The sequence below is a fragment of the Allobosea sp. GW823-FHT01F03 genome (genome assembly GCF_058798075.1).
In genome coordinates this window covers 1617861-1637880 of the sequence record NZ_CM179505.1, presented here as the reverse complement: position 1 = coordinate 1637880, position 20020 = coordinate 1617861, and the positions used below count along the sequence as shown (strand labels likewise).

General features: G+C 67.1%; 17 protein-coding genes. 12 read left to right on the top strand and 5 right to left on the bottom strand.

Going from position 1 to position 20020, the window contains the following annotated elements:
- The first annotated feature begins 121 nt into the window (after positions 1-121).
- The 7 genes from AC3RCC_RS07630 (at position 122) to AC3RCC_RS07600 (ending at position 8256) form a co-directional block, all read left to right on the top strand.
- Positions 122-1063, top strand: coding sequence for an ABC transporter permease (locus tag AC3RCC_RS07630; protein WP_291648328.1), 942 nt, complete (start codon positions 122-124; stop codon positions 1061-1063).
- Positions 1063-1923 carry an ABC transporter permease gene (locus tag AC3RCC_RS07625; protein ID WP_291634585.1) on the top strand — a complete coding sequence of 287 codons (861 nt, stop codon included), beginning with the start codon at positions 1063-1065 and terminating at the stop codon, positions 1921-1923. The genes AC3RCC_RS07630 and AC3RCC_RS07625 overlap by 1 nt, the downstream gene beginning before the upstream one ends.
- 2 nt (positions 1924-1925) lie before the next feature.
- A complete protein-coding gene (locus AC3RCC_RS07620; RefSeq protein ID WP_492258070.1) occupies positions 1926-2972 on the top strand; it encodes an ABC transporter ATP-binding protein in 1047 nt (348 codons plus the stop codon).
- A complete protein-coding gene (locus AC3RCC_RS07615; protein WP_492258069.1) occupies positions 2969-3973 on the top strand; it encodes an ABC transporter ATP-binding protein in 1005 nt (334 codons plus the stop codon). Before AC3RCC_RS07620 ends, AC3RCC_RS07615 begins: the two co-directional genes overlap by 4 nt.
- Positions 3974-4074: 101 nt before the next feature.
- Positions 4075-4341 (top strand): heavy-metal-associated domain-containing protein, encoded by a 267-nt coding sequence (locus tag AC3RCC_RS07610; RefSeq protein ID WP_291634579.1) that lies wholly within the window; start codon positions 4075-4077, stop codon positions 4339-4341.
- Between the two features lie 70 nt (positions 4342-4411).
- Complete coding sequence (locus tag AC3RCC_RS07605) at positions 4412-6778, top strand: heavy metal translocating P-type ATPase (protein ID WP_492258068.1); 2367 nt, start codon at positions 4412-4414, stop codon at positions 6776-6778.
- A 380-nt stretch (positions 6779-7158) separates the two neighbouring features.
- Positions 7159-8256 carry a TRAP transporter substrate-binding protein gene (locus AC3RCC_RS07600; protein WP_492258067.1) on the top strand — a complete coding sequence of 366 codons (1098 nt, stop codon included), beginning with the start codon at positions 7159-7161 and terminating at the stop codon, positions 8254-8256.
- Between the two features lie 46 nt (positions 8257-8302).
- Here AC3RCC_RS07600 and AC3RCC_RS07595 read toward each other — a convergent pair whose 3' ends face one another.
- Complete coding sequence (locus AC3RCC_RS07595; RefSeq protein ID WP_291634573.1) at positions 8303-9496, bottom strand: alpha-hydroxy acid oxidase; 1194 nt, start codon at positions 9494-9496, stop codon at positions 8303-8305.
- Between the two features lie 301 nt (positions 9497-9797).
- Positions 9798-10340, bottom strand: coding sequence for a hypothetical protein (locus tag AC3RCC_RS07590; protein ID WP_492258066.1), 543 nt, complete (start codon positions 10338-10340; stop codon positions 9798-9800).
- 372 nt (positions 10341-10712) lie between these two features.
- Between AC3RCC_RS07590 and scpC the strand changes: the two genes are divergently transcribed.
- Positions 10713-12221: a succinyl-CoA:acetate CoA-transferase ScpC gene (gene scpC, locus AC3RCC_RS07585; protein ID WP_291634568.1), complete on the top strand. Its 1509-nt coding sequence runs from the start codon at positions 10713-10715 to the stop codon at positions 12219-12221.
- Positions 12222-12272: 51 nt separating this feature from the next.
- Here the strand turns inward: scpC and hydA are convergent, their stop codons facing one another.
- Genes hydA through AC3RCC_RS07570 form a run of 3 tightly spaced genes read right to left on the bottom strand, consistent with a single transcriptional unit; the run spans position 12273 to position 15180 of the window.
- A complete protein-coding gene (gene hydA / locus AC3RCC_RS07580) occupies positions 12273-13676 on the bottom strand; it encodes a dihydropyrimidinase (RefSeq protein WP_492258065.1) in 1404 nt (467 codons plus the stop codon).
- Positions 13673-14368 (bottom strand): GntR family transcriptional regulator, encoded by a 696-nt coding sequence (locus AC3RCC_RS07575; RefSeq protein ID WP_492258064.1) that lies wholly within the window; start codon positions 14366-14368, stop codon positions 13673-13675. The genes hydA and AC3RCC_RS07575 overlap by 4 nt, the downstream gene beginning before the upstream one ends.
- 50 nt (positions 14369-14418) lie before the next feature.
- The gene (locus AC3RCC_RS07570; protein WP_492258063.1) at positions 14419-15180 is read right to left on the bottom strand and encodes a maleate cis-trans isomerase family protein; all 762 of its coding nucleotides are present in this window, start codon (positions 15178-15180) and stop codon (positions 14419-14421) included.
- 311 nt (positions 15181-15491) lie between these two features.
- Here AC3RCC_RS07570 and AC3RCC_RS07565 point away from each other — a divergent pair, with 311 nt between their 5' ends.
- Genes AC3RCC_RS07565 through AC3RCC_RS07550 form a run of 4 tightly spaced genes read left to right on the top strand, consistent with a single transcriptional unit; the run spans position 15492 to position 19908 of the window.
- Positions 15492-16514, top strand: coding sequence for a TRAP transporter substrate-binding protein (locus AC3RCC_RS07565; RefSeq protein WP_291634560.1), 1023 nt, complete (start codon positions 15492-15494; stop codon positions 16512-16514).
- Between the two features lie 49 nt (positions 16515-16563).
- Complete coding sequence (locus tag AC3RCC_RS07560; protein WP_492258062.1) at positions 16564-17160, top strand: TRAP transporter small permease subunit; 597 nt, start codon at positions 16564-16566, stop codon at positions 17158-17160.
- Positions 17157-18458 (top strand): TRAP transporter large permease, encoded by a 1302-nt coding sequence (locus AC3RCC_RS07555; RefSeq protein WP_291634556.1) that lies wholly within the window; start codon positions 17157-17159, stop codon positions 18456-18458. Before AC3RCC_RS07560 ends, AC3RCC_RS07555 begins: the two co-directional genes overlap by 4 nt.
- Before the next feature lies 1 nt (position 18459).
- Positions 18460-19908 (top strand): amidohydrolase family protein, encoded by a 1449-nt coding sequence (locus AC3RCC_RS07550; protein WP_492258061.1) that lies wholly within the window; start codon positions 18460-18462, stop codon positions 19906-19908.
- Positions 19909-20020: the final 112 nt, after the last annotated feature.

Here is a 20020-nt window from a genome sequence, read left to right as displayed (position 1 = left end):
CTCCGCTTCGCTCCGTCCGGGATGACCAGAGTTTTTCGAACGCCGATGGGCAGAACACGCCTGCAACGGCGGCTGACCGGCGATGAACGCCGGGAAGCACAGAAGGGAAGATCGGCACGCGATGACGCGATATGTGATGCAGCGCATCCTCGGCATGCTGGCGGTGATGTTCACGGTCGTGACGATCGTCTTCATCATCGTCCGCGTCGCCCCCGGCGACCCCGCTGCGGTCATGCTCGGCCCCGATGCGACGGCCGCCGACATCAGCGCCCTGCGCAGCCGGCTCGGGCTCGATCAGTCGCTGCCGACGCAATACGTGCTGTTTCTCGGCCAGCTCCTGCGCGGCGATCTCGGCCAGTCGATCTTCCTCAACATGCCCGTGCTGAGCGCGCTCGCCGAGCGGGCCGAGCCGACCTTCTTCCTCACCCTGTTCTCGATCCTGATCGCAAGCGCCATCGCCCTGCCGGTCGGCATCCTCTCGGCCTACAAGCGCGGCTCGCTCTTCGACCAGCTCGCCACCACCTTCGCCATGTTCGCCGCGAGCATTCCGAGCTTCTGGCTCGGCCTGATCCTGATCCAGATCTTCGCCGTGCGTTATGGCTGGATGCCGGCCTCCGGCTATGGCGGCCCCGACGCCTCCTTCCTCGAGCGGCTGCGCCATCTCGTCCTGCCGGCGCTGGCGCTCGGCATCGTCTCCTCGGCGCTGATCACCCGCTTCACCCGCGCCTCGATGCTCGACGTGCTCAACGACGACTATGTCCGTACCGCCCGCTCCAAGGGCATGGGCGAATGGGGCGTGGTGATGAAGCACGCCCTCAAGAACGCGCTGATCCCGGTCTTGACCGTGATCGGCCTCACCGCGGCACTGCTGATCTCCGGCGCGGTGGTGACCGAGACCGTGTTCAGCCTGCCGGGCATCGGCAATCTCGTCGTCTCGGCCGTGCTGCGCCGCGACTATCCGGTCATCCAGGGCGCGCTCCTCGTCATCGCCGCCCTCTATGTGCTGATCAATTTCCTGATCGACATGCTCTATCTCGCGATCGACCCCAGGGTGCGCTACTGATGGCCGCCCCCTCCTCGCCCGCCGCCCGTCCGCGGCTCGCCAGCCTGATCCTGCAGCGCAAGACGCTGGTGATCGGCCTCGTCATCATCGCCGTCATCGCCCTGCTGGCGATCCTCGCGCCCTTGATCGCGCCCTATTCGCCGAGCCGGCTTTCGGTGGTCAACCGGCTGAAGCCGCCGAGCGAACGCTGGTTCTTCGGCACCGACGAGTTCGGCCGCGATATCTTCAGCCGCACCATCTATGCCGGCCAGCTCTCGCTGCTGGTCGGCGCGGCGGCGACCACGCTCGCCGCGATCCTCGGCATCACCCTCGGCCTCGTCGCCGGCTTCTTCCGCCGGGCCGACGGCGTCATCGCCCGCATCATCGACGCAATGATGGCCTTCCCCGACATCCTGCTGGCGATCTCGCTGGTCGCGGCGCTCGGCCCCTCGCTCGCCACGGTCATCGTCGCGCTCGGCATCGTCTACGCGCCGCGCCTCGCCCGCATCGTGCGCGCCTCGACGCTGATCATCCGCGAACTGCCCTATGTCGAGGCGGCGCGGGCGCTCGGCGTGCCGACCTGGCGGATCATGACCCGCCATGTCCTGCGCAACCTCGTCTCGCCGATCCTGGTCCAGGCCACCTTCATCTTCGCCTATGCGATGCTGGCGGAGGCAAGCCTGTCCTTCCTCGGCGTCGGCGTCAGCCCGGAGATCCCGACCTGGGGCACGATGATCGCCGGCGGCCGGCAATACATCGGCCAGGCCGACTGGATGATGCTCTTCCCCGGCGCCGCGATCGTGCTGAGCGTGCTGTCGCTGCAGCTGGTCGGCGACGGTCTGCGCGATCTGCTCGATCCGCGCCTGCGCAAGGACCTCTGACCATGGCGACCACGGAAACGACAGCCGTCGCCGCGGGCGCGGCCGAGGACGACATCCTGCTCAGGGTCGAGGATCTCCAGACCCATTTCCTCTTGGGCTCGCAGGCGGTGAAGTCGGTCGACGGCGTCAGCTTCTCGCTGCGCCGCGGCGAGACGCTCGCCGTGGTCGGCGAGTCCGGCTCCGGCAAGTCGGTGACCAGCCTCTCGATCATGCGGCTACTTGCCCATCCCGGCAGCATCGTCGGCGGGCGCATCCTCTACCGCTTGCGCAGCGGCGAGGTCGTCGATCTCGCGCAGCTGCCGCTGAAGCGGATGCGCGCCATCCGCGGCAGCGAGATCGCGATGATCTTCCAGGAGCCGATGACGAGCCTCAACCCGCTCTTCACCGTCGGCGACCAGATCATGGAAATGATCCTGCTGCACGAGCCCTTGTCGCGGCGCGAGGCGCGGGCACGGGCCAAGCGCATGCTCGAACTGGTCGAGATCCCCGCGGCCGAGCGGCGCCTCGCACAGTATCCGCACGAAATGTCGGGCGGCATGCGCCAGCGCGTGATGATCGCGCTCGCGCTCTCCTGCAATCCTGCCCTGTTGATCGCGGACGAGCCGACGACTGCGCTCGACGTCACCATCCAGGCGCAGATCCTCGACCTCCTGCGCCGGCTCCAGGCCGAGATCGGCATGAGCATCCTGTTCATCACCCATAATCTCGGCGTCGTCGCCGAGATCGCCCATGAGGTCGCGGTGATGTATGCCGGCAGAGTCGTCGAGCAGGGGCCGGTCGCCGACGTCTTCGCACGACAGCGCCACCCCTATACGCGCGGCCTGCTCTCCTGCATTCCCGATGCAAGGCGCGACCGCGTTCCCGGCCAGGGCCGCCGCCTGCTCAACGCCATCCCTGGCAGCGTGCCGAGCCCCCTCGCCTTGCCGCCCGGCTGCACCTATGCGCCGCGCTGCCCACTGGCCGAAGAACGCTGCACGCAGGCCGTGCCGCCGCTGCTCGACGTCGCGGCCGCCCATCTCACCCGCTGCTGGAGGCACGACGCGCTGTGACGGCTGCAAGCACGCCCGCAAACCCGGTCGCTTCGGAGACGCCGCTGCTCTCCGTCCGCAATCTTCAGAAGGTCTTCTCGACCCGTGGCGGCGAGGTCCGGGCGGTCTCCGACGTCTCCTTCGAGGTTCGCCGCGGCAGCATCGTCGGCATCGTCGGCGAATCCGGCTCGGGCAAGACCACGGTCGGGCGCTGCATATTGCGTCTGGTCGAGCCCTCCGGCGGCGAAGCCGTGTTCGACGGCGTCGACCTGTTCGGCCTGCCGGAGAAGGCGCTGCGCGGCTATCGCCGGCGGCTGCAGATCATCTTCCAGGACCCGTATTCCAGCCTCAACCCGCGCATGCGGGTCGGCGAGATCATCGGCGAGGCGATCGACACGCACGGCCTCGCCAAGGGCAAGGCCCGTGAGGCGCGGATCGCCGAGCTGCTCGACCGGGTCGGTCTCAACGCCGAGCACGCACGGCGCTACCCGCATGAATTCTCCGGCGGCCAGCGCCAGCGCATCGGCATCGCAAGGGCGCTCGCGGTGGAGCCCGAGCTGATCATCGCTGACGAGCCGGTCTCGGCGCTCGACGTCTCGGTCCAGGCCCAGGTGCTCAACCTGATCCAGGAGCTGCAGCGCGAACTCGGCCTGACCATGGTCTTCATCAGCCATGACCTCTCCGTCGTCGAGTATCTCTGCGACGACATCGTCGTGCTCTATCTCGGCCGAATCATGGAGAAGGGCCCGGCGCAGGAGGTCTACGCCAATCCGCGCCACCCCTACACCAAGGTGCTGCTCTCGGCCGCACCGGTGCCCGATCCGAGCATCAAGCGCGAGCGCGTCATCCTCAAGGGCGACATCCCGAGCCCGCTCAACCCGCCTTCGGGCTGCGTCTTCCGCACGCGCTGCCCGCATGTGATCGACGCCTGCGCCAGCGCGATCCCCGAGATCGAGGAGGTCGGCCTCGGCCACAGCGTCGCCTGCATCAGGCAGAAGGAACTCGCCGACACGGCGGGCTGAGCCCGCCGCGGCGCTTCGCACTCGGCACGTGCAGAAGGGCTTGACCTTACCACTGTGGGAAGGTGCAGGCTGCTGTCATCGTCAACCGAGGACAGCGAACCATGTGCTCCTGCCAGCAACATTCCCAAGCCGCCGCGACCGCCGCGGCGCCGGCCGAAGGCGCCGTCAGCTTCCGGGTCGAGGACATGACCTGCGGCCATTGCGCCGGCACCATCAAGACCGCCATCGAGAGCAAGCTGCCGGGAACCAGCGTCGACGCCGACCCCGCCTCCAAGCTGGTCAGCGTCCGCGGCGGCGCCGATTTCGCAGCGCTGAGCGCGATCGTGACCGCTGCCGGCTACACCCCCAGCGCACAGCTGACGCGCTGACCCGAGAGAGAGACCGGCGGGCAGATCCCGCCGGCTTCGCATCACGGCGCGGGGAAAGAGAGAAGGCACGATGGCTGATCACCAGCACCACGAACATCACGAGCATGGTCACCATCACGGCCATGGCGCGCCCGCGCCGGACAGCGTCAAGGACCCGGTCTGCGGCATGACCGTCGATCCCGCCACGGCGAAGCACAGCGCCTCCCATGCCGGCAAGCGCTATTTCTTCTGCTCCGATGGCTGCCGCGGCAAGTTCGAGGCCAAGCCGGCCGCCTATGCCGAGGGCACGACGCCGAAGCCCGCCGCAGCGCCCGCGCCCGAGGGCACGATCTATACCTGCCCGATGCATCCGCAGATCCGCCAGCCCGCCCCGGGCAGCTGCCCGATCTGCGGCATGGCGCTCGAGCCGGAGATGCCGACTGCCGATCAGGGGCCGAGCCACGAGCTCGTCGACATGACCCGGCGCTTCTGGGTCGGCCTCGTCCTGACCCTGCCGGTCTTCGTCCTCGAAATGGGCGGCCATCTCCTCGGCCTGCACCAGCTGATCGCGCCGCAGAACTCCAACTGGCTGCAACTCGTCCTGGCGACGCCGGTCGTACTCTGGGCGGGCTGGCCCTTCTTCGAGCGCGCCTTCGCATCCCTCGTCAATCGCAGCCTGAACATGTTCACGCTGATCGCCATGGGCACGGGTGTCGCCTGGATCTACAGCGTGATCGCGACCATCGCCCCCGGCATCTTCCCGTCGACATTGCGCGCCGCCGACGGCTCGGTCGCCGTCTATTTCGAGGCCGCCGCCGTCATCACCGTGCTGGTGCTGCTCGGTCAGGTCCTCGAACTCAGGGCCCGTGAGCAGACCGGCGGCGCGATCCGCGCCTTGCTCGACCTCGTGCCGAAGACGGCGCGCCGCGTGCGCGAGGATGGTGAGGATGAGGATATCCCGCTCGAATCCGTCCATGTCGGCGACCGCTTGCGTGTGCGCCCCGGCGAGACCGTGCCGGTCGATGGCGAGCTCGTCGAGGGCCGCAGCTCGCTCGACGAATCCATGGTCACAGGCGAATCCATGCCGGTCACCAAGGAGGTTGGCGCCGCGCTGATCGGCGGCACGCTCAACCGCACCGGCGGCTTCATCATGCGCGCCGGCAAGGTCGGCAGCGACACCATGCTCGCCCGGATCGTCAAAATGGTCGCCGACGCGCAGCGCTCGCGCGCGCCGATCCAGCGGCTGGCCGATCAGGTCTCCGGTTGGTTCGTCCCCCTCGTCATCGTCATTGCCATCGCGGCCTTCGCCGCCTGGATGATGTTCGGCCCGGAACCGCGCCTCGCCCACGCCCTCATCGCCGCGGTCGCGGTGCTGATCATCGCCTGCCCCTGCGCGCTCGGCCTGGCGACGCCGATGTCGATCATGGTCGGGGTCGGGCGCGGCGCCGGCCTCGGCGTGCTGATCAAGAATGCCGAGGCGCTCGAACGCTTCGAGAAAGTCGACACGCTGGTCGTCGACAAGACCGGGACGCTGACCGAGGGCCAGCCCCGGCTGATCGCCATGCGGACGGCCGGCGGCATCGACCAGAACGAGCTGCTGCGCCTTTCCGCCTCGCTCGAGCGCGCCAGCGAGCATCCGCTCGCGACCGCGATCGTCGAAGCCGCCAAGGAGCGCGGCCTCGCCCTCGCCGAAGCCCGGGATTTCGACAGCCCGGTCGGCAAGGGCGTGACCGGCAGCGTCGAAGGCCGCGCGCTGGTCATCGGCAGCCACCGGATCATGGGCGAGCTCGGCATCGACTTTTCCGCGTTGTCCGCCGAGGCCGAGACCCTGCGCGGCGAAGGCGGCACGGTGATCTTCGTCGCCATCGACGGCAAGCTCGCCGGCCTCTTGGCGATCGCCGATCCGATCAAGAAGACGACGCCGGCGGCGATCCGGTCGCTCCGCGACGCCGGCATTCGCGTCGTCATGCTGACCGGCGACAACCGCACGACGGCGCAGGCCGTGGCGCGCCAGCTCGGCATCGACGAGGTCGAGGCCGAGGTGCTGCCCGAGGAAAAGAGCGCCGTGGTCGACAAGCTGCGCGCCCAGGGACGGGTCGTCGCGATGGCCGGCGACGGCGTCAACGACGCTCCTGCCCTCGCTGCCGCCGATGTCGGCATCGCCATGGGCACCGGAACCGATGTCGCGATCGAGAGCGCCGGTGTCACCCTGGTCAAGGGCGACCTGCAGGGCATCGTGCGCGGGCTCCAGCTCAGCCGCGCGACGATGAGCAATATCCGACAGAACCTGTTCTTCGCCTTCGTCTACAACGCCGCCGGCGTCCCCGTCGCCGCGGGCCTGCTCTACCCGTTCTTCGGCATCCTGCTCTCGCCGATCATCGCGGCAGCGGCGATGGCATTGTCCTCGGTCAGCGTGATCGGCAACGCGCTGCGCCTACGCGTCACGGCGCTCGACTAAGGCCTGCGCGCCCGGAGCGGCAAGCTCCTGGGGGCGTTTCCGGGATCGGCGGGCGCGTCGCATCGGCAGAATCAATCATCCCGGACGGATGCCCTGATGGAGCGAATGCGCGGCTCCATCATCCCGCCGGCCTTCGCGCGCCACCCGGACATCGTCTGCAACAAAAATTCGGTGCGCGCCGGCAGGCCGGCAAAAGCCCAACGCCCTGTGGTTTATTCCAGAAAACCGGCCTCCCGGGACCAAAAGCTTCGCCTTTCGCCTGCTTCGCCTAATTACGGGGTTGACCGTCCGGCTTGCCACCGGTGGAGGGCGCTGACATGGTCGCGCCCAAGCCGATACCGGTGGCCTACAAAACTGCTGTTCCAGAGGAAACGTTACTGATGAAACGCCGCTCATTCCTGAAGGGTGCCGGCCTCGGCGTGGCCGCCGGTATTGCCAGCCCGGCGATCGCACAGAGCCAGCCGACGATCACCTGGCGCCTGGCTTCGAGCTATCCGAAGTCGCTGGAGACCCTGTTCGGAGCCTGTACCCATTTCTCCGAAGCGGTCGCTGCGGTCACCGACGGAAAGTTCAAGATCCAGGTCTTCGCCACCGGCGAGATCGTGCCGGCGCTGCAGGTCGCCGATGCCGTGACGACCGGTACCGTCGAGATGGGCCATTCCGGCTCCTATTTCTATATCGGCAAGGACACCGCCTTCGCCTTCGGAACCGTGATCCCCTGGGGCCCGAACAGCCGCCAGATGCAGGCCTGGCTCTACCATGCCGGCGGCCTGGAGCTGCTCAACGAGTTCTATGCCAAGTTCAACATCTACAACCTGCCGGCCGGCAACACCGGCGCGCAGATGGGCGGCTGGTTCCGCAAGGAGATCAAGTCGGCCGCCGACCTCCAGGGCCTGAAGATGCGCATCGGCGGGCTCGGCGGCAATGTGCTGCAGAAGATGGGCGTGGTGCCGCAGCAGCTCGGCGCCGGCGACATCTATCCCGCGCTCGAGCGCGGCGTGCTCGATGCGGTGGAGTTCGTCGGCCCCTATGACGACGAGAAGCTCGGCTTCGCCAAGGTCGCGCCCTATTACTATTATCCTGGCTTCTGGGACGGCTCGGCCGAGCTCAGCTTCTTCATCAACCTGGAGAAGTGGAACAGCCTGCCGCCGGCCTATCAGAAGGCGCTGAAGGTCTGCGCCGAGGCGACCGGCCATGACATGCAGGCGAAATACGACGTGCTGAACCCGGCTGCGCTCAAGCGGCTGGTCGCCGGCGGCGCCCAGCTGCGGCAGCTGCCCAACGACATCCTCAAGGCGAGCTACAAGATCACCAAGGATCTCTACGCCGAGATGTCGGCCGCCAACCCGAACTTCAAGAAGATCTACGACCATCTCTGGGCGTATCAGCAGGATAGCCTGCGCTATTGGGCGATCTCCGACTTCGCCTATGACTACATGTCCGTCACTGCCCTGCAGCAGCGCTGGGCCGAAGGCTGAGACCAATCCGGCCGGGCCCTTCGGGGCCCGGCCGACAAGCATTTCGTCAGGTGCGGGTGCGCCGCTGGGCCGGACGCAGATGATCCGGCGTCACGGCTGAGAGCCGCGCCACGCCGAGCAGGATCATCGCCACGTCGAGCTCGTGGCGCAGCAGCGCGATCGCCTTCTCCGCGCCTTCCTGGCCGCCGGCCGTCAGCCCCCAGAGGAAGGGGCGGCCGATGCTGCAGGCGGTGGCACCGAGGCCGACCGCCTTCAGTATGTCCGTCCCGCGCCGCACGCCGCCATCGACGATGAGCTGCGCCCGGCGTCCGACCGCCCGCGCGATCTCGGGCAGCATCGTGACCGGAGCGGGCGAATGGTCGAGCTGGCGTCCGCCATGGTTCGAGACCATCAGCGCTTCGCAGCCGATCTCCACCGCCTTCGCTGCATCCTCCGGATGCATCACGCCCTTGATCACCATCGGGCCGCGCCAGAGATCGCGCAGCTTCTGCACATCGCCCCAGTGCAGGGACGCGTCGAAGGAGCCGGCAATGCGCTGGGCGATATTGGTGAAGCCGGTCGTCCCGGCATCCTCGAAATTGCCGAAGCGCGGCGGCGAGCGCAGCACGCCGAGCGACCAGGAGGGATGCAGGGCCAGATCGAGCACATTGGCGAGGCTCGGCCGCAGCGGCATGGTGAAGCGGTTGTGGACGTCGCGCTCGCGCCGCCCGGAGACCGGCAGGTCGAGCGTGACGCAGAGCACGCGATAGCCCGCCTCCTGCGCCCTGTGCACCAGACCGTGCATCCAGTCGCGGTCGCGCAGGCCATAGAGCTGGAACCAGAGATCGGTCTCGGGCGCGCCCTTCGCGACCTCCTCGATCGAGGCCACCGACATGGTCGACAACGTGTAGGGGATACCCATGCGGCCGGCGGCCCGCGCGGCGAGGATCTCGCCATTGGGGTGGTAGAATCCGGTCAGGCCGGTGGGCGAGAAGACCAGCGGCAGCGCCTGCTCGCGCCCCAGCAGCTCGACCTTCGCCGAGCGTTCCGCGACATTGACGGCGATGCGATGCACGAGATGCCAGCCGAGGAAGCCGTCCTCATTGTCGCGCAGCGCCGTCTCGTCCTCGGCCCCGCCGTCGATATAGTCGAAGACCGCCTTCGGAAGGCGGCGCTGCGACAGGGTGCGCAGATCGCGGATCGAAGCCGCGTCGGCCAGCCCCGCGCCATAGGACAGCGCGGTTGCGCCGGTTTCTCTCACGATAGCCCTCCCTGATCTCTCGGCGCGCCGCCAGCTCGGGGGACGCGATCGCCCCTCCTTGTCACGGAGCGGAGCTGTGAGGAACGCCGGAGCGGGAAAGCGGACCTGACATGACCGCATAGCGACCGAACGGTTTTTGTGGCCTCGCCGCAACCGCGCTTCGCGATGCCCGCCCGTTTTGGCAGGCGGCAGACGCGGATACGGCGGGCAGGCTGTGCCATGTTTCCGGCGCCGATCCCCACCCGCTCCCGTCCGTCGAAATGGCGTCGCGGCGGCCGAACGATCGGCGCCCGATGCCGGCTCAATCGCTCATCAGGCTCCTGAAGACCAGGACCGAATGGGGGCTCTTCGAGGAGAGCCCGACGACCCTGCAGCCCTCCCGGACCGGCCCCGCCCCACGCAGCGTCACCGTCGCGCGATCCTTCGAATATCCGCCCGTCACCTGGTAGGGTGCGGGCGGGCAACCCTGCTTGAACGCATAGGCGGTGCCCGAAAGCTTGCCACCTTCCTTGAAGGGCTGTCCGCGGAACAGGACCGTCCCCTTCCGGGCGAGGCCGTTCAGGGAGGCCTTCGGCTCCTCGTAGACGATGAGGCCGTGCTCGAACGCCATCTTCATCAGGCTCCCATTATGGTCGTAGGGACCGTGGGAGGCGGCCAGATGGCCCAATGTCTCGAAGTCGAAGAGCTCGTCATCCGCGACAGATCGGGTGGCTGAAAGCACGAGGCCGGCTTTGGCAGGATCGTCGCGCCCCGGCGTGGCCGTGAGAATGGCAGTTTCGGCCTCATTTGAAGCAGAGCGCGCATCGCCCGCCTCGACACCGCAGAACGCCGCCAAGGCGAGCATCATGACCGAACAGCTTTTCATGGTTTCCCCAACAGATGAACGTGCACGCAAAATGCCCGAAGCGCGTCAAATCCGGTTCAATCGGATCGCTAGAATTGCGGCGATGTTCACGCCTGTTCACACACCAGATCCTGCCGCGGATCAGGCACCGCCGCACAGACCGGGGCGTCCCTGAAGCACCGCCCGCGCCCGCTGCGACCAAAGCACGGCTTGACCTTGGCCCCCGTCTCGGCGTGGAAGAACCAGGAAGCGGCTGCGGGGACACTGCCCTGGCCGCGACCGGTTCAGCCCCGTGGAGCTCTCTCAACCACGAATTTGACCGGAGCAGCCTCCGGCTCGCCTGAACCGGATCGATCAGAAACGGATTTCGAGATGTCGAGAATTGCGAATGCGGCACTGCGCGCGAAGGTAATGGGCGCACAGGATGCAGCAGCGCTCGTCAAGAGCGGCATGACCGTGGGATTGAGCGGCTTCACCGGTTCGGGCTATCCGAAGGCGGTGCCGCTGGCCCTGGCGGCGCGCATCGAGGCGGCCCATGCGGCGGGCGATCCGTTCCGCGTCAGGATATGGACCGGTGCCTCGACCGGCCCGGAGCTCGACGGCGCCCTCGCCAAGGTCGACGGCATCGAATTCCGCCTGCCCTATAATTCCGACCCCATCGCCCGCGAGAAGATCAACAGCGGGCAGATGGACTATTTCGACATGCACCTCTCGCAGGTCGCGCCAATGGCCTGGCAGGGTTTTCTCGGCCCGCTCGACGTGGCGGTCGTAGAGGTCACCGGCATCCGCGAGGACGGCTCGCTCATTCCGTCCTCCTCCGTCGGCAACAACAAGACCTGGCTCGACCGCGCCGACAAGGTGATCCTCGAGGTCAATCGCTGGCAGAGCACCGCGCTCGAAGGCATGCACGACATCTATTACGGCACGGCCCTGCCGCCGCACCGCGTGCCGATCCCGCTCGTGAAGCCGCAGGACCGTATCGGCGAACCCTATCTGCGCTGCGACCCCGCCAAGATCGCGGCGATCGTCGAGACCGAGGCGCCGGACCGCAACCTGCCCTTCTCGCCGCCGGATGCGGCGGCCAAGGCCATCGCCGGCCATCTCATCGCTTTCCTCAGCCATGAGGTGGCGAAAGGCCGCCTGCCCGCCTCGCTGCTGCCGCTGCAATCGGGCGTCGGCAACATCGCCAACGCCGTGCTCTCGGGCCTGCTGGACGCGCCGTTCGAGAACCTGACCTCCTATACGGAGGTCATTCAGGACGGGATGATCGACCTGATCGATGCGGGCAAGCTGACGCTCGCCTCGGCCACCGCCTTCTCGGTCAGCCCGCAGGCGGCCGAGAAGATCAATGCCGGGATGGCGCGCTACCGCAACCACATGATCCTGCGACCACAGGAGATCAGCAATCATCCCGAGCTGATACGCAGGCTCGGCTGCATCGCCATGAACGGGCTGATCGAGGCCGACATCTACGGCAACGTCAACTCGACCCATGTCATGGGCTCGCGCATCCAGAACGGCATAGGCGGCTCGGGCGACTTCGCGCGCAACGCCTATATCTCGATCTTCATGACGCCCTCGACCGCCAAGGGCGGCACGATCTCGGCGATCGTGCCGCAGGCCAGCCATGTCGACCACATCACGCAGGACGTGCAGGTCATCGTCACCGAGCAGGGCCTCGCCGATCTGCGCGGCCTCAGCCCGAAGCAGCGCGCCCGCACGATCATCGCCAACTGCGCGCATCCGGACTACCGGCCGGCACTGGAGGATTATTACCGCCGGGCCCAGGCCGGATCCTACGGTCTGCAATCGCCTTGCCTGCCGGCCGAAGCCCTGTCCTGGCACCAGCGCTTCATCGAGACGGGCAGCATGCGGGGCTGAGCAGCCCGCCTCGAATTCCGAAGCCCGTCGCGCCGGCCGGGTTTTCCCGGCTCAGGCGAACTGGCTGATCTCTCGCTTGAGGTAGGTTCCGTGGCCCTTTCGGGCCTCGATCCTGCCGTTGCGGGCGACGATCTCGCCGCGGACCAGGGTGATGACCGGCCAGCCGGTGATCTTCATGCCTTCATAGGGCGTGTAGTCGGAGCCGTCGTCCAGCATGGCATGTGTCAGCACCTGCTCGATCTGCGGATCCCAGATCGCGATGTCGGCGTCGGCACCGACTGCGATCGTACCCTTGCGCGGATAGAGCCCATAGGTCCTGGCATGGTTGGTCGCGGTCAGGGCGACGAAGCGGTTGATATCGATCCGCCCTGCGATCACCCCTTCGGAAAACAGGATCGGCAGGCGCGCGCCGACGCCGGGAATGCCGTTGGGAACCCAACGGAAACTGGTGCGCCCTTTCGGTGCGAGCTTGCCCTGCGGATCGTCATAGCGGAACGGGCAGTGATCGGAGGAGAACACCGAGAACACGCCCTGCTGCAACCCTTCCCAGCAGGCTTCCTGGCTAGCCGCATCGCGGGGCGGCGGCGAGCAGACATATTTCGCCCCTTCCATGTTGAGACCGTCTAGATCTTGCTCGGTCAGGGTCAGATATTGCGGGCAGGTCTCGCCGAAGATCTTCAGGCCCTTCTGCTGGGCCCGGCGGATCTCCTCCATCGCCTCGCGGTTGGAGACATGCACCACCATCAGGGGGACGTCGGACAGCTCCGCCAGCGAGATCGCGCGATAGGTCGCCTCGCGCTCGGCGATGACCGGGCGGGAGGTGGCGTGGAAGCGTGGCGCCGTCCTGCCCGCCTGCTCGAGCTGCTCGGTCAGAAAGCGGATGACGTCGTAATTCTCGGCATGGACCATGACGAGTGCGCGCGTCTCGCGCGCCACCGCCATCACCTTCAGCAGCTCCAGATCGCTCAGGGCGAGGCCCTCATAGGTCATGAAGACCTTGAACGAGGTGTAGCCGTCGCCGACCAGCGCCGGCAGCTCCTGGCCGAGAACCTGCTCGGTCGGGTCCGAGATGATCAGATGGAAGGAGATGTCGGTATAGCAGGCGCCTTCGGCCATGGCGTGATAGGCCTGCACGCTCTGGCGCAGCGGAACCCCGCTTTCCTGCAGGCAGAAGGGCAGGACGGTGGTGTTGCCGCCAAGTGCCGCCGAGCGCGTCGCGCTCTCGAAATCATCGGCCATCCGGATGCCCTCGCCTGAGGGCTGCGAGATATGGACATGGCTGTCTATGCCGCCGGGCAGAACCCATTTCCCCTGCACGTCGATGACGCGCTCGGCCGCGCCGAGATCCTCGCCCAGCGCGGCGATCCTGCCATGCCTGATGCCGATATCGCAGTGAAACGTGTCGGAGGCGGTCGAAATGCGCCCGCCGCGGATGATTGTGTCGAACGTCCTCATGCCGACTTCCTCCGTCTGCGGGCGCTCGGCGCCTTGCCCGGCCTGGCGACCGCTGCGAGCGCCCGGGACATGGCCTCGCCGGTCAGGCGGTTATGCTCCTCGAGCCGCTCGGCGAGGTCGAGCCGGGCGCGGGCGCGCAGGGCGATCATGATCCGCTCATGTTCCTGGTAGGATTGCGCCAGCCGCTCGGAGAGCTCGTTGATGGTGAAGCGATAGCGCCAGATCTTCTGCTGCAGCGCCTCGTAGCTCTGCACCAGAACCGGGTTCTGCGTCGTCTGCGCCAGCTTCTGGTGGAAGGCGAAATTGAGATGCGTGTAGCTCGCATGCTCGTCCCGCATCAGGGCGTCCTTCAGGGCAAGATGCAGGCGCTCGAGTTCGGCGATGTCGGCATCGCTCGCGCGCTCCGGGGCGAGCAGGCCGATCAGCCGCTCCAGCGCGCCCTTGAACTCGACGAGCGGGCCGACCTCGCCGGGGTCGATCGGCGCGACCACGGCCCCGCGGTTCGGCCGCAAGGTGACGAAGCCTTCCGCAGCCATGACCTTGAGCGCCTCGCGCAAGGGCGTGCGCGATACCCCGAAGCGCTCGCACAGCTTGGCCTCGGGAATCCGGCTGCCGTCGGCCAGCTCGCCATTGAGCAGCAGCGTGCGCAATTGCGCGATCAGGGCCTCGTGCAGGGTCGGGGGCATCGCCATCGGCGCAGCTTCCGGCTCAGGAAAGGTGGGTGGCACCGGCAAGGCCTGCCTCACGCGACAACCGGCGCGGCCAGTGTTCGATGCCCGAACATCCGACCGAGCTTGCGCAGCGGCTGCATATCGGCGCCCGTGGCATCGAGACAGCCCCACAAGGTGAAGGCGACGGAATCCAGGACCGGGATACCGAGTTCCCGCTCGAGCTGCGGGGCGATCAGCGGGCCGCGCATATTGGTGCAGACGATGGCGATCGCATCCGGCGCACTGGCGGCGACCTCGCGGCACATGCTGGCGATCTCGGCCTCGACGACTTCCGCGAAGGAAAAATTGTCGGACCTGCCGCTGTGCCGCTCGGCGACCGTCTCGATGCCGAGCGCGGCATAATTGGCGATGATCTTCTGCTGCACATCGCCCGTATAGGGCGTGACCAGCCCGAGCCGCCTGACACCCATCGCCTTGAGCAGATGGTTGAGGCTGAGGATCGCGCTGGTGGCGCGCACGCCGGTCCGTTCTGCGATGGCGGCGCAGAGCCTCTCATCGCTGTCGAAGCCGAGCCAGCTCGCCGAGGTGCCGTTCCAGGCGATGACATCGGGGCGGGCATCGGCGAGCAGATCTGCCGCCTGAAGGATCGGCTCGAGCGAGAACTGGCTGTTGGACGCCGCGTCGAGCGCGATCTTCGTCACCCGGAAGCGGCTGAAATGCACGCTCACCGCCGGAAAAAGCGGCCAGGCCATGGCTGCCGTATAAGGCTCGAGCACCGTGTTGGAGGACGGGGTGAGCATGCCGATCACGGTCGGCTTAACGTCATATTGCATTCAGAAATCACTCACAGAGCCGGAGGGCGATAGGCTGGTCGCCAGATTTCAAACCTCTGTATGTCGCGAATCCGACATCGCTGGCAAGTGCGCGCTGAGCCGATTTTTTTATTGTACGAGCCATTTTTCGCGATAGGCTGCTCAAAACCGCAAGAGCGCTCCACATCTTCACCAGATGCGAGTGCGCCTGGGGAACCGGCCTGGCCTGAAATGTGCATTGTCTCGGCGAGAGCGCCTTTTTGACGATCAATGCTCATTCTGAATGCAAAATGCAAAAGGGGACGGCAGATATGAGGAATCTATTTCCGCGCTTGGCTTTCGCGGCGGCCATGGTGGCCGGCGTCGTTTCCGCATCGGCTCAGACACCGCTTCGGGTCGCCGGCAATTTCTCGCAGAACGTCAAGCAGGTCGAAATCGAGCGGGCGTTCTTCGATGCGCTCGGCGCCAAGGCGGGCGTGCCGATCGCCATGAACTACAATCCGATGGATGTCGTCGGGGTGAAGGCGCCGGACGCCCTGCGCATGCTGCGCGGCGGCTCCTTCGACGTCATGTCGGTGCAGATCGGCATGGCCTCGCGTGACGATCCCTTCTTCGAAGGCGTCGATCTGATCGGCGTCGCCACCGACATGGCGAGCCTGCGAAAGGTCGTCGACGCCTATCGTGCCGCCTTCGATGCGCGCCTGCAGGCGCGCTTCAACGCCAAGGTGCTGACGCTGTGGCCGTTCGGGCCGCAGGTCTTCTACTGCAACCACGACATCAAGTCCCTGCAGGATCTGAAGGGCCTGAAGGTGCGCTCGTTCACGCCGTCGATGTCGGCCATGCTCGAGCATTTCGGTGCCACGCCGGTCACCCTGCAGTTCTCCGAGGTCTATCCGGCGCTCCAGCGCGGGGTCGCTTCCTGCGGCGTCACCTCGCCGACCTCGGGCAATACCGGCAACTGGCCGGAGGTGACGACCCATCTCCTGCCGCTTTCGGTATCCGGCTCGGTCCAGGGACATTTCATCAATCTCGACACCTGGAAGAAGTTCACCCCCGAGCAGCAGGCGAAGCTCTCCGCGCAGTTCAAGGCACTCGAGGACCAGCTCTGGAACCTCGCCATCACCGCCAATGACGACGCCACGGCCTGCAGCACCGGGCAGGCCGGCTGCAAGTCGCACAAGAAGTTCTCGATGAAGCTCGTCGAGATCAGCGCGGCCGACCGCGCCGCGATCAAGGATGTCGCGGAGAAGGTCGTGCTGCCGATCTGGAAGAAGACCTGCAATGCGGTCGACGCCACCTGCTCGGCCAAATGGAGCGAGACCGCGGGCGCCGCAGTCGGCCTGACCATCCAGTAACCAACAGGGCCACCCTCCGGGGTGGCCCTTCTTTTCAGGGAACATGGTCATGACCCAGGCAAACCCGGTCGCGCGCGCTCTGCTGCCCGCCGCCAGGGCGCTGTCGCTGATCGCCGGCTATCTGCTGCTCGGCCTCGCGCTGCTCGTCACCACCGAAATCCTGCTGCGGCGCTTCATGAACTTCTCGCTGCAGGGCGGGGACGAGTTCGGCGGCTATGTGCTGGCGATTCTCGCGGCCTTCGGCTTCTCCTACGCCTTGCTGGAGCGCTCGCATACGCGCGTCGAGATTCTCCTCGAGCGCGTCGGCACCGGTGCGCGTTCCATCCTCAACCTGATCTCGGCCTGGTGCGTCACCGTGATGGCCTGCTTCATGGCCTGGCGCGCCTATGCCGCGCTGAGCGAGAGCATCGAGTACCGCGCTCTGTCCGGAACCCCGCTGATGACGCCGTTATGGCAGCCGCAGACCCTCTGGTTCGCGGGCCTGCTGTTCTTCGCCGTCACCTCCGCCGCCGTCGCCCTGCATGCGAGCTGGCTGATGGCACGCGACCGATCGGGGCTGAACCGCTTCTACGGCGTCAAGACACTCGACGAGATCATCGAGGAGGAAACCGTGCCGACCCTCGAAATGAAGGTGCAGGGCCGATGATCGGGGTAACCGGCGCCGCGATCGGCTTCGTGATGATGCTCGGCCTGATGATGATCGGGCTGCCCGTGGCGATCGCGCTGTTCCTGACCGCCTTCATCGGGGCCTGGGGCTTCCTCGGCTGGCCGACCCTGATGGGCTTCGGCAACCAGATGTGGAGCGGGCAGAACGACTTCATCCTGACCGCCATTCCGCTCTTCGTGTTCCTGGGCGAGATCCTCGTCCGCTCCGGCGTCGCGGACGGGCTCTATCGCTGCCTGTCCGATTGGCTGCGGCGCCTACCGGGCGGGCTGCTCCATACCAATATCGGCGCGAGCGCGGTGTTCGCCGCGGTCTCCGGCTCGTCGGTCGCGACCGCCGCGACGATCGGGACCGTCGCCGTGCCGCTCCTGCACGAGCGCCAATATGACGACCGCCTCACCACCGGCTCCATCGCGGCCGGTGCGACGCTCGGCATCCTGATCCCGCCATCGATCAACATGATCATCTATGGCTCGATGACGAACACCTCGATCGGCCAGCTCTTCGCGGCGGGCATCGTTCCCGGCCTCATCCTGACCGCGCTGTTCATGGCCCTGATCGTGGTCATGGCCCTGCTGAAGCCGAGCCTCGCCGGGCCGGTCCTGCCCGCCCGGCCGCGCGCCGAGAAGATCAAGAGCCTGCTCGACATCTTCCCGCCCTTCGTGATCTTCGTCATCGTCATGGGGTCGATCTATCTCGGCTGGGCGACCCCGACGGAATCGGCCGCGATCGGCGTCGTCGGCGCGCTCGGCGTCGCCATCGCGAAGCGGCAATTCTCGCTCGCGCTGCTGCATGAGAGCATGATCGCGACGGTGCGCATCTCCGCGATGATCCTGCTGATCATGGTCGGGGCGCATTTCCTGAACTTCGTGATCGGCGTGCTCGGCATCCCGCAGGCCCTGACCTCGTTCGTCTCGCAGTTCGGTGCCACCCAGCTCGAGATCATCCTGATCCTGGTGATCTTCTACCTGATCCTCGGCTGCTTCATGGAGACGCTCTCCATGATGATCGCGACCATTCCGGTGGTCTTCCCGCTGGTCGTGCATCTCGGCATCGACCCGGTGTGGTTCGGCATTTTCCTGGTGCTGATGATGGAGATCGGGCTGATCACGCCGCCGATCGGCATGAACCTCTATGTCGTGCAGGGCGTAAGGAACCAGGGCTCGATCATGGATGTGATCTATGGCGCGCTCCCCTTCGTGCTGCTGATGCTCGGCTTCACGGCGCTGCTGGTCCTCTGGCCGCAAATGGCGCTCTGGCTGCCGCAGAAGCTGTTCTGACGTGCTGCTTCTCGAGGCGGATTATCTCCTGCGGGATGCCGCCTCGCCCGTGATCGCGGGCGGGGCGGTCCTGGTTCGTGACGGGCTCATCGCCGCCTGCGGCGCCGCCGGCGAATTGCGGGCCGCCCATCAGGGCGCCGAGATCGTCTCGCTCGGCCATGCCTGCCTGATGCCGGGGCTGATCAACGCGCATCAGCATGGCCGCGGCCTGAGCCAGATCCAGCTCGGCTTCCCCGACGATGCGCTGGAGCCATGGATCGCCCGGCGGCGAGGACGGGCCGCGCCCGATGTCTACGCGCTGACCCGGCTCGCCGCCCTGCAGATGATCGAGAACGGCGTGACCGCAACGCTGCACGCCAATTACTCCTATGGTTCGGGGGACTATGAGGCGGAGCTGCGCGCCGCGATCCGAGCCTATGACGACAGTGGCATGCGCGCCACGATCTGCGTCGGCTATGCCGACCGCGGCGGCCTCGTCTACCCTCCGGCCGACGAAAGCGCCTTCCTGGCGACGCTGCCCGCCGATGTACAGGCGCTGCTCGGTGCCGGCAGGCCAGGCTACCTGCCGCTCGACGAGACGATCGGCCTGATGGCGCGTCTTTGCGCCGAATACGCCGGCCATCCGCGGCTGGGCTTCGCCTATGGGCCGGCCGGGCCGCAATGGGTCAGCGACGCAGCCTGGCGGGCTCTCACCGCCGACGCCGGCGCGCGCGGCGTCGGCATGCATTTCCACCTCCTTGAATCGCCGGCGCAGGCCACCTGCTGCCGCACGCTCTATCCGGAACGGGTGCTGGTGCGGCTCGCAGCACTCGGCCTCTTCGAGACTCGCGCCAGCGCAGCGCATTTCGTCCAGGCGACGGCGGAGGACATCGCCGATGCGGCACGCCTTGGCCTGGGGATCGTCGTCAATCCCGGCTCGAATCTGCGCCTCGGCAACGGCGCCCCGCCGGTCGCGGCCCTGATGGAGGCCGGTATCGGCTTCGCGCTGGGCACCGATAACTGCGCGCTCGACGACAATGAGGATTATCTCTCGGAGCTGCGGCTCGGGCGGCTGCTCGGGCGATCGGCCGCGGCGGCGCCGGCCGAACAGCTGCGCGCTTTCCTCGCCACCGCCACGGAGCGAGGCGCCGACGCCGCCTTTCTCGACGGGACGGGACGCATCGGCGCAGGGCTCAAGGCCGATCTGGTCGCGATCGATCTGGCGGCGTCCGAGGGGGCCTATCTGGACCCCGATGGGCAAGTCCTCGAGGCCATGCTGGCGCGGGCGACGGGCCGGGACGTCGTCATGACCATGGTCGAGGGAAAGATCCTCTGCCGAAACGGCAGAGCGGCCGGAACCGATGCCGGCAGCCTGCGCGCCAAAGCGAGCCAGACCGCGCGCGAAACGCGGCTCGATCCTGAAACGAGACGCCTGGCCGAGACCCTCTCGGACGCATTGCGCCGCCACTAAGACCCCGCCTGAGGGCGCCCGGCCGCTGCCGCATGGCATCCGGGCCTCCTCCCGGGTTGACCGGGCTCAACTATGCGCCAGTCTGTGCCGCAGAATGCGCCGTGCCTTCTGG

Excerpts from the sequence above, each read along its gene's own strand:
- AC3RCC_RS07610 (WP_291634579.1), top strand. The coding sequence starts at position 4,075 with ATGTGCTCCTGCCAGCAACATTCCCAAGCCGCCGCGACCGCCGCGGCG.
- AC3RCC_RS07575 (WP_492258064.1), bottom strand. The coding sequence starts at position 14,368 with ATGGCGATGCCCCCGACCCTGCACGAGGCCCTGATCGCGCAATTGCGC.
- AC3RCC_RS07590 (WP_492258066.1), bottom strand. The coding sequence starts at position 10,340 with ATGCTCGCCTTGGCGGCGTTCTGCGGTGTCGAGGCGGGCGATGCGCGC.
- AC3RCC_RS07555 (WP_291634556.1), top strand. The coding sequence starts at position 17,157 with ATGATCGGGGTAACCGGCGCCGCGATCGGCTTCGTGATGATGCTCGGC.
- AC3RCC_RS07625 (WP_291634585.1), top strand. The coding sequence starts at position 1,063 with ATGGCCGCCCCCTCCTCGCCCGCCGCCCGTCCGCGGCTCGCCAGCCTG.
- AC3RCC_RS07600 (WP_492258067.1), top strand. The coding sequence starts at position 7,159 with ATGAAACGCCGCTCATTCCTGAAGGGTGCCGGCCTCGGCGTGGCCGCC.
- AC3RCC_RS07605 (WP_492258068.1), top strand. The coding sequence starts at position 4,412 with ATGGCTGATCACCAGCACCACGAACATCACGAGCATGGTCACCATCAC.
- scpC (WP_291634568.1), top strand. The coding sequence starts at position 10,713 with ATGTCGAGAATTGCGAATGCGGCACTGCGCGCGAAGGTAATGGGCGCA.
- AC3RCC_RS07620 (WP_492258070.1), top strand. The coding sequence starts at position 1,926 with ATGGCGACCACGGAAACGACAGCCGTCGCCGCGGGCGCGGCCGAGGAC.
- AC3RCC_RS07560 (WP_492258062.1), top strand. The coding sequence starts at position 16,564 with ATGACCCAGGCAAACCCGGTCGCGCGCGCTCTGCTGCCCGCCGCCAGG.
- AC3RCC_RS07570 (WP_492258063.1), bottom strand. The coding sequence starts at position 15,180 with ATGCAATATGACGTTAAGCCGACCGTGATCGGCATGCTCACCCCGTCC.
- hydA (WP_492258065.1), bottom strand. The coding sequence starts at position 13,676 with ATGAGGACGTTCGACACAATCATCCGCGGCGGGCGCATTTCGACCGCC.
- AC3RCC_RS07630 (WP_291648328.1), top strand. The coding sequence starts at position 122 with ATGACGCGATATGTGATGCAGCGCATCCTCGGCATGCTGGCGGTGATG.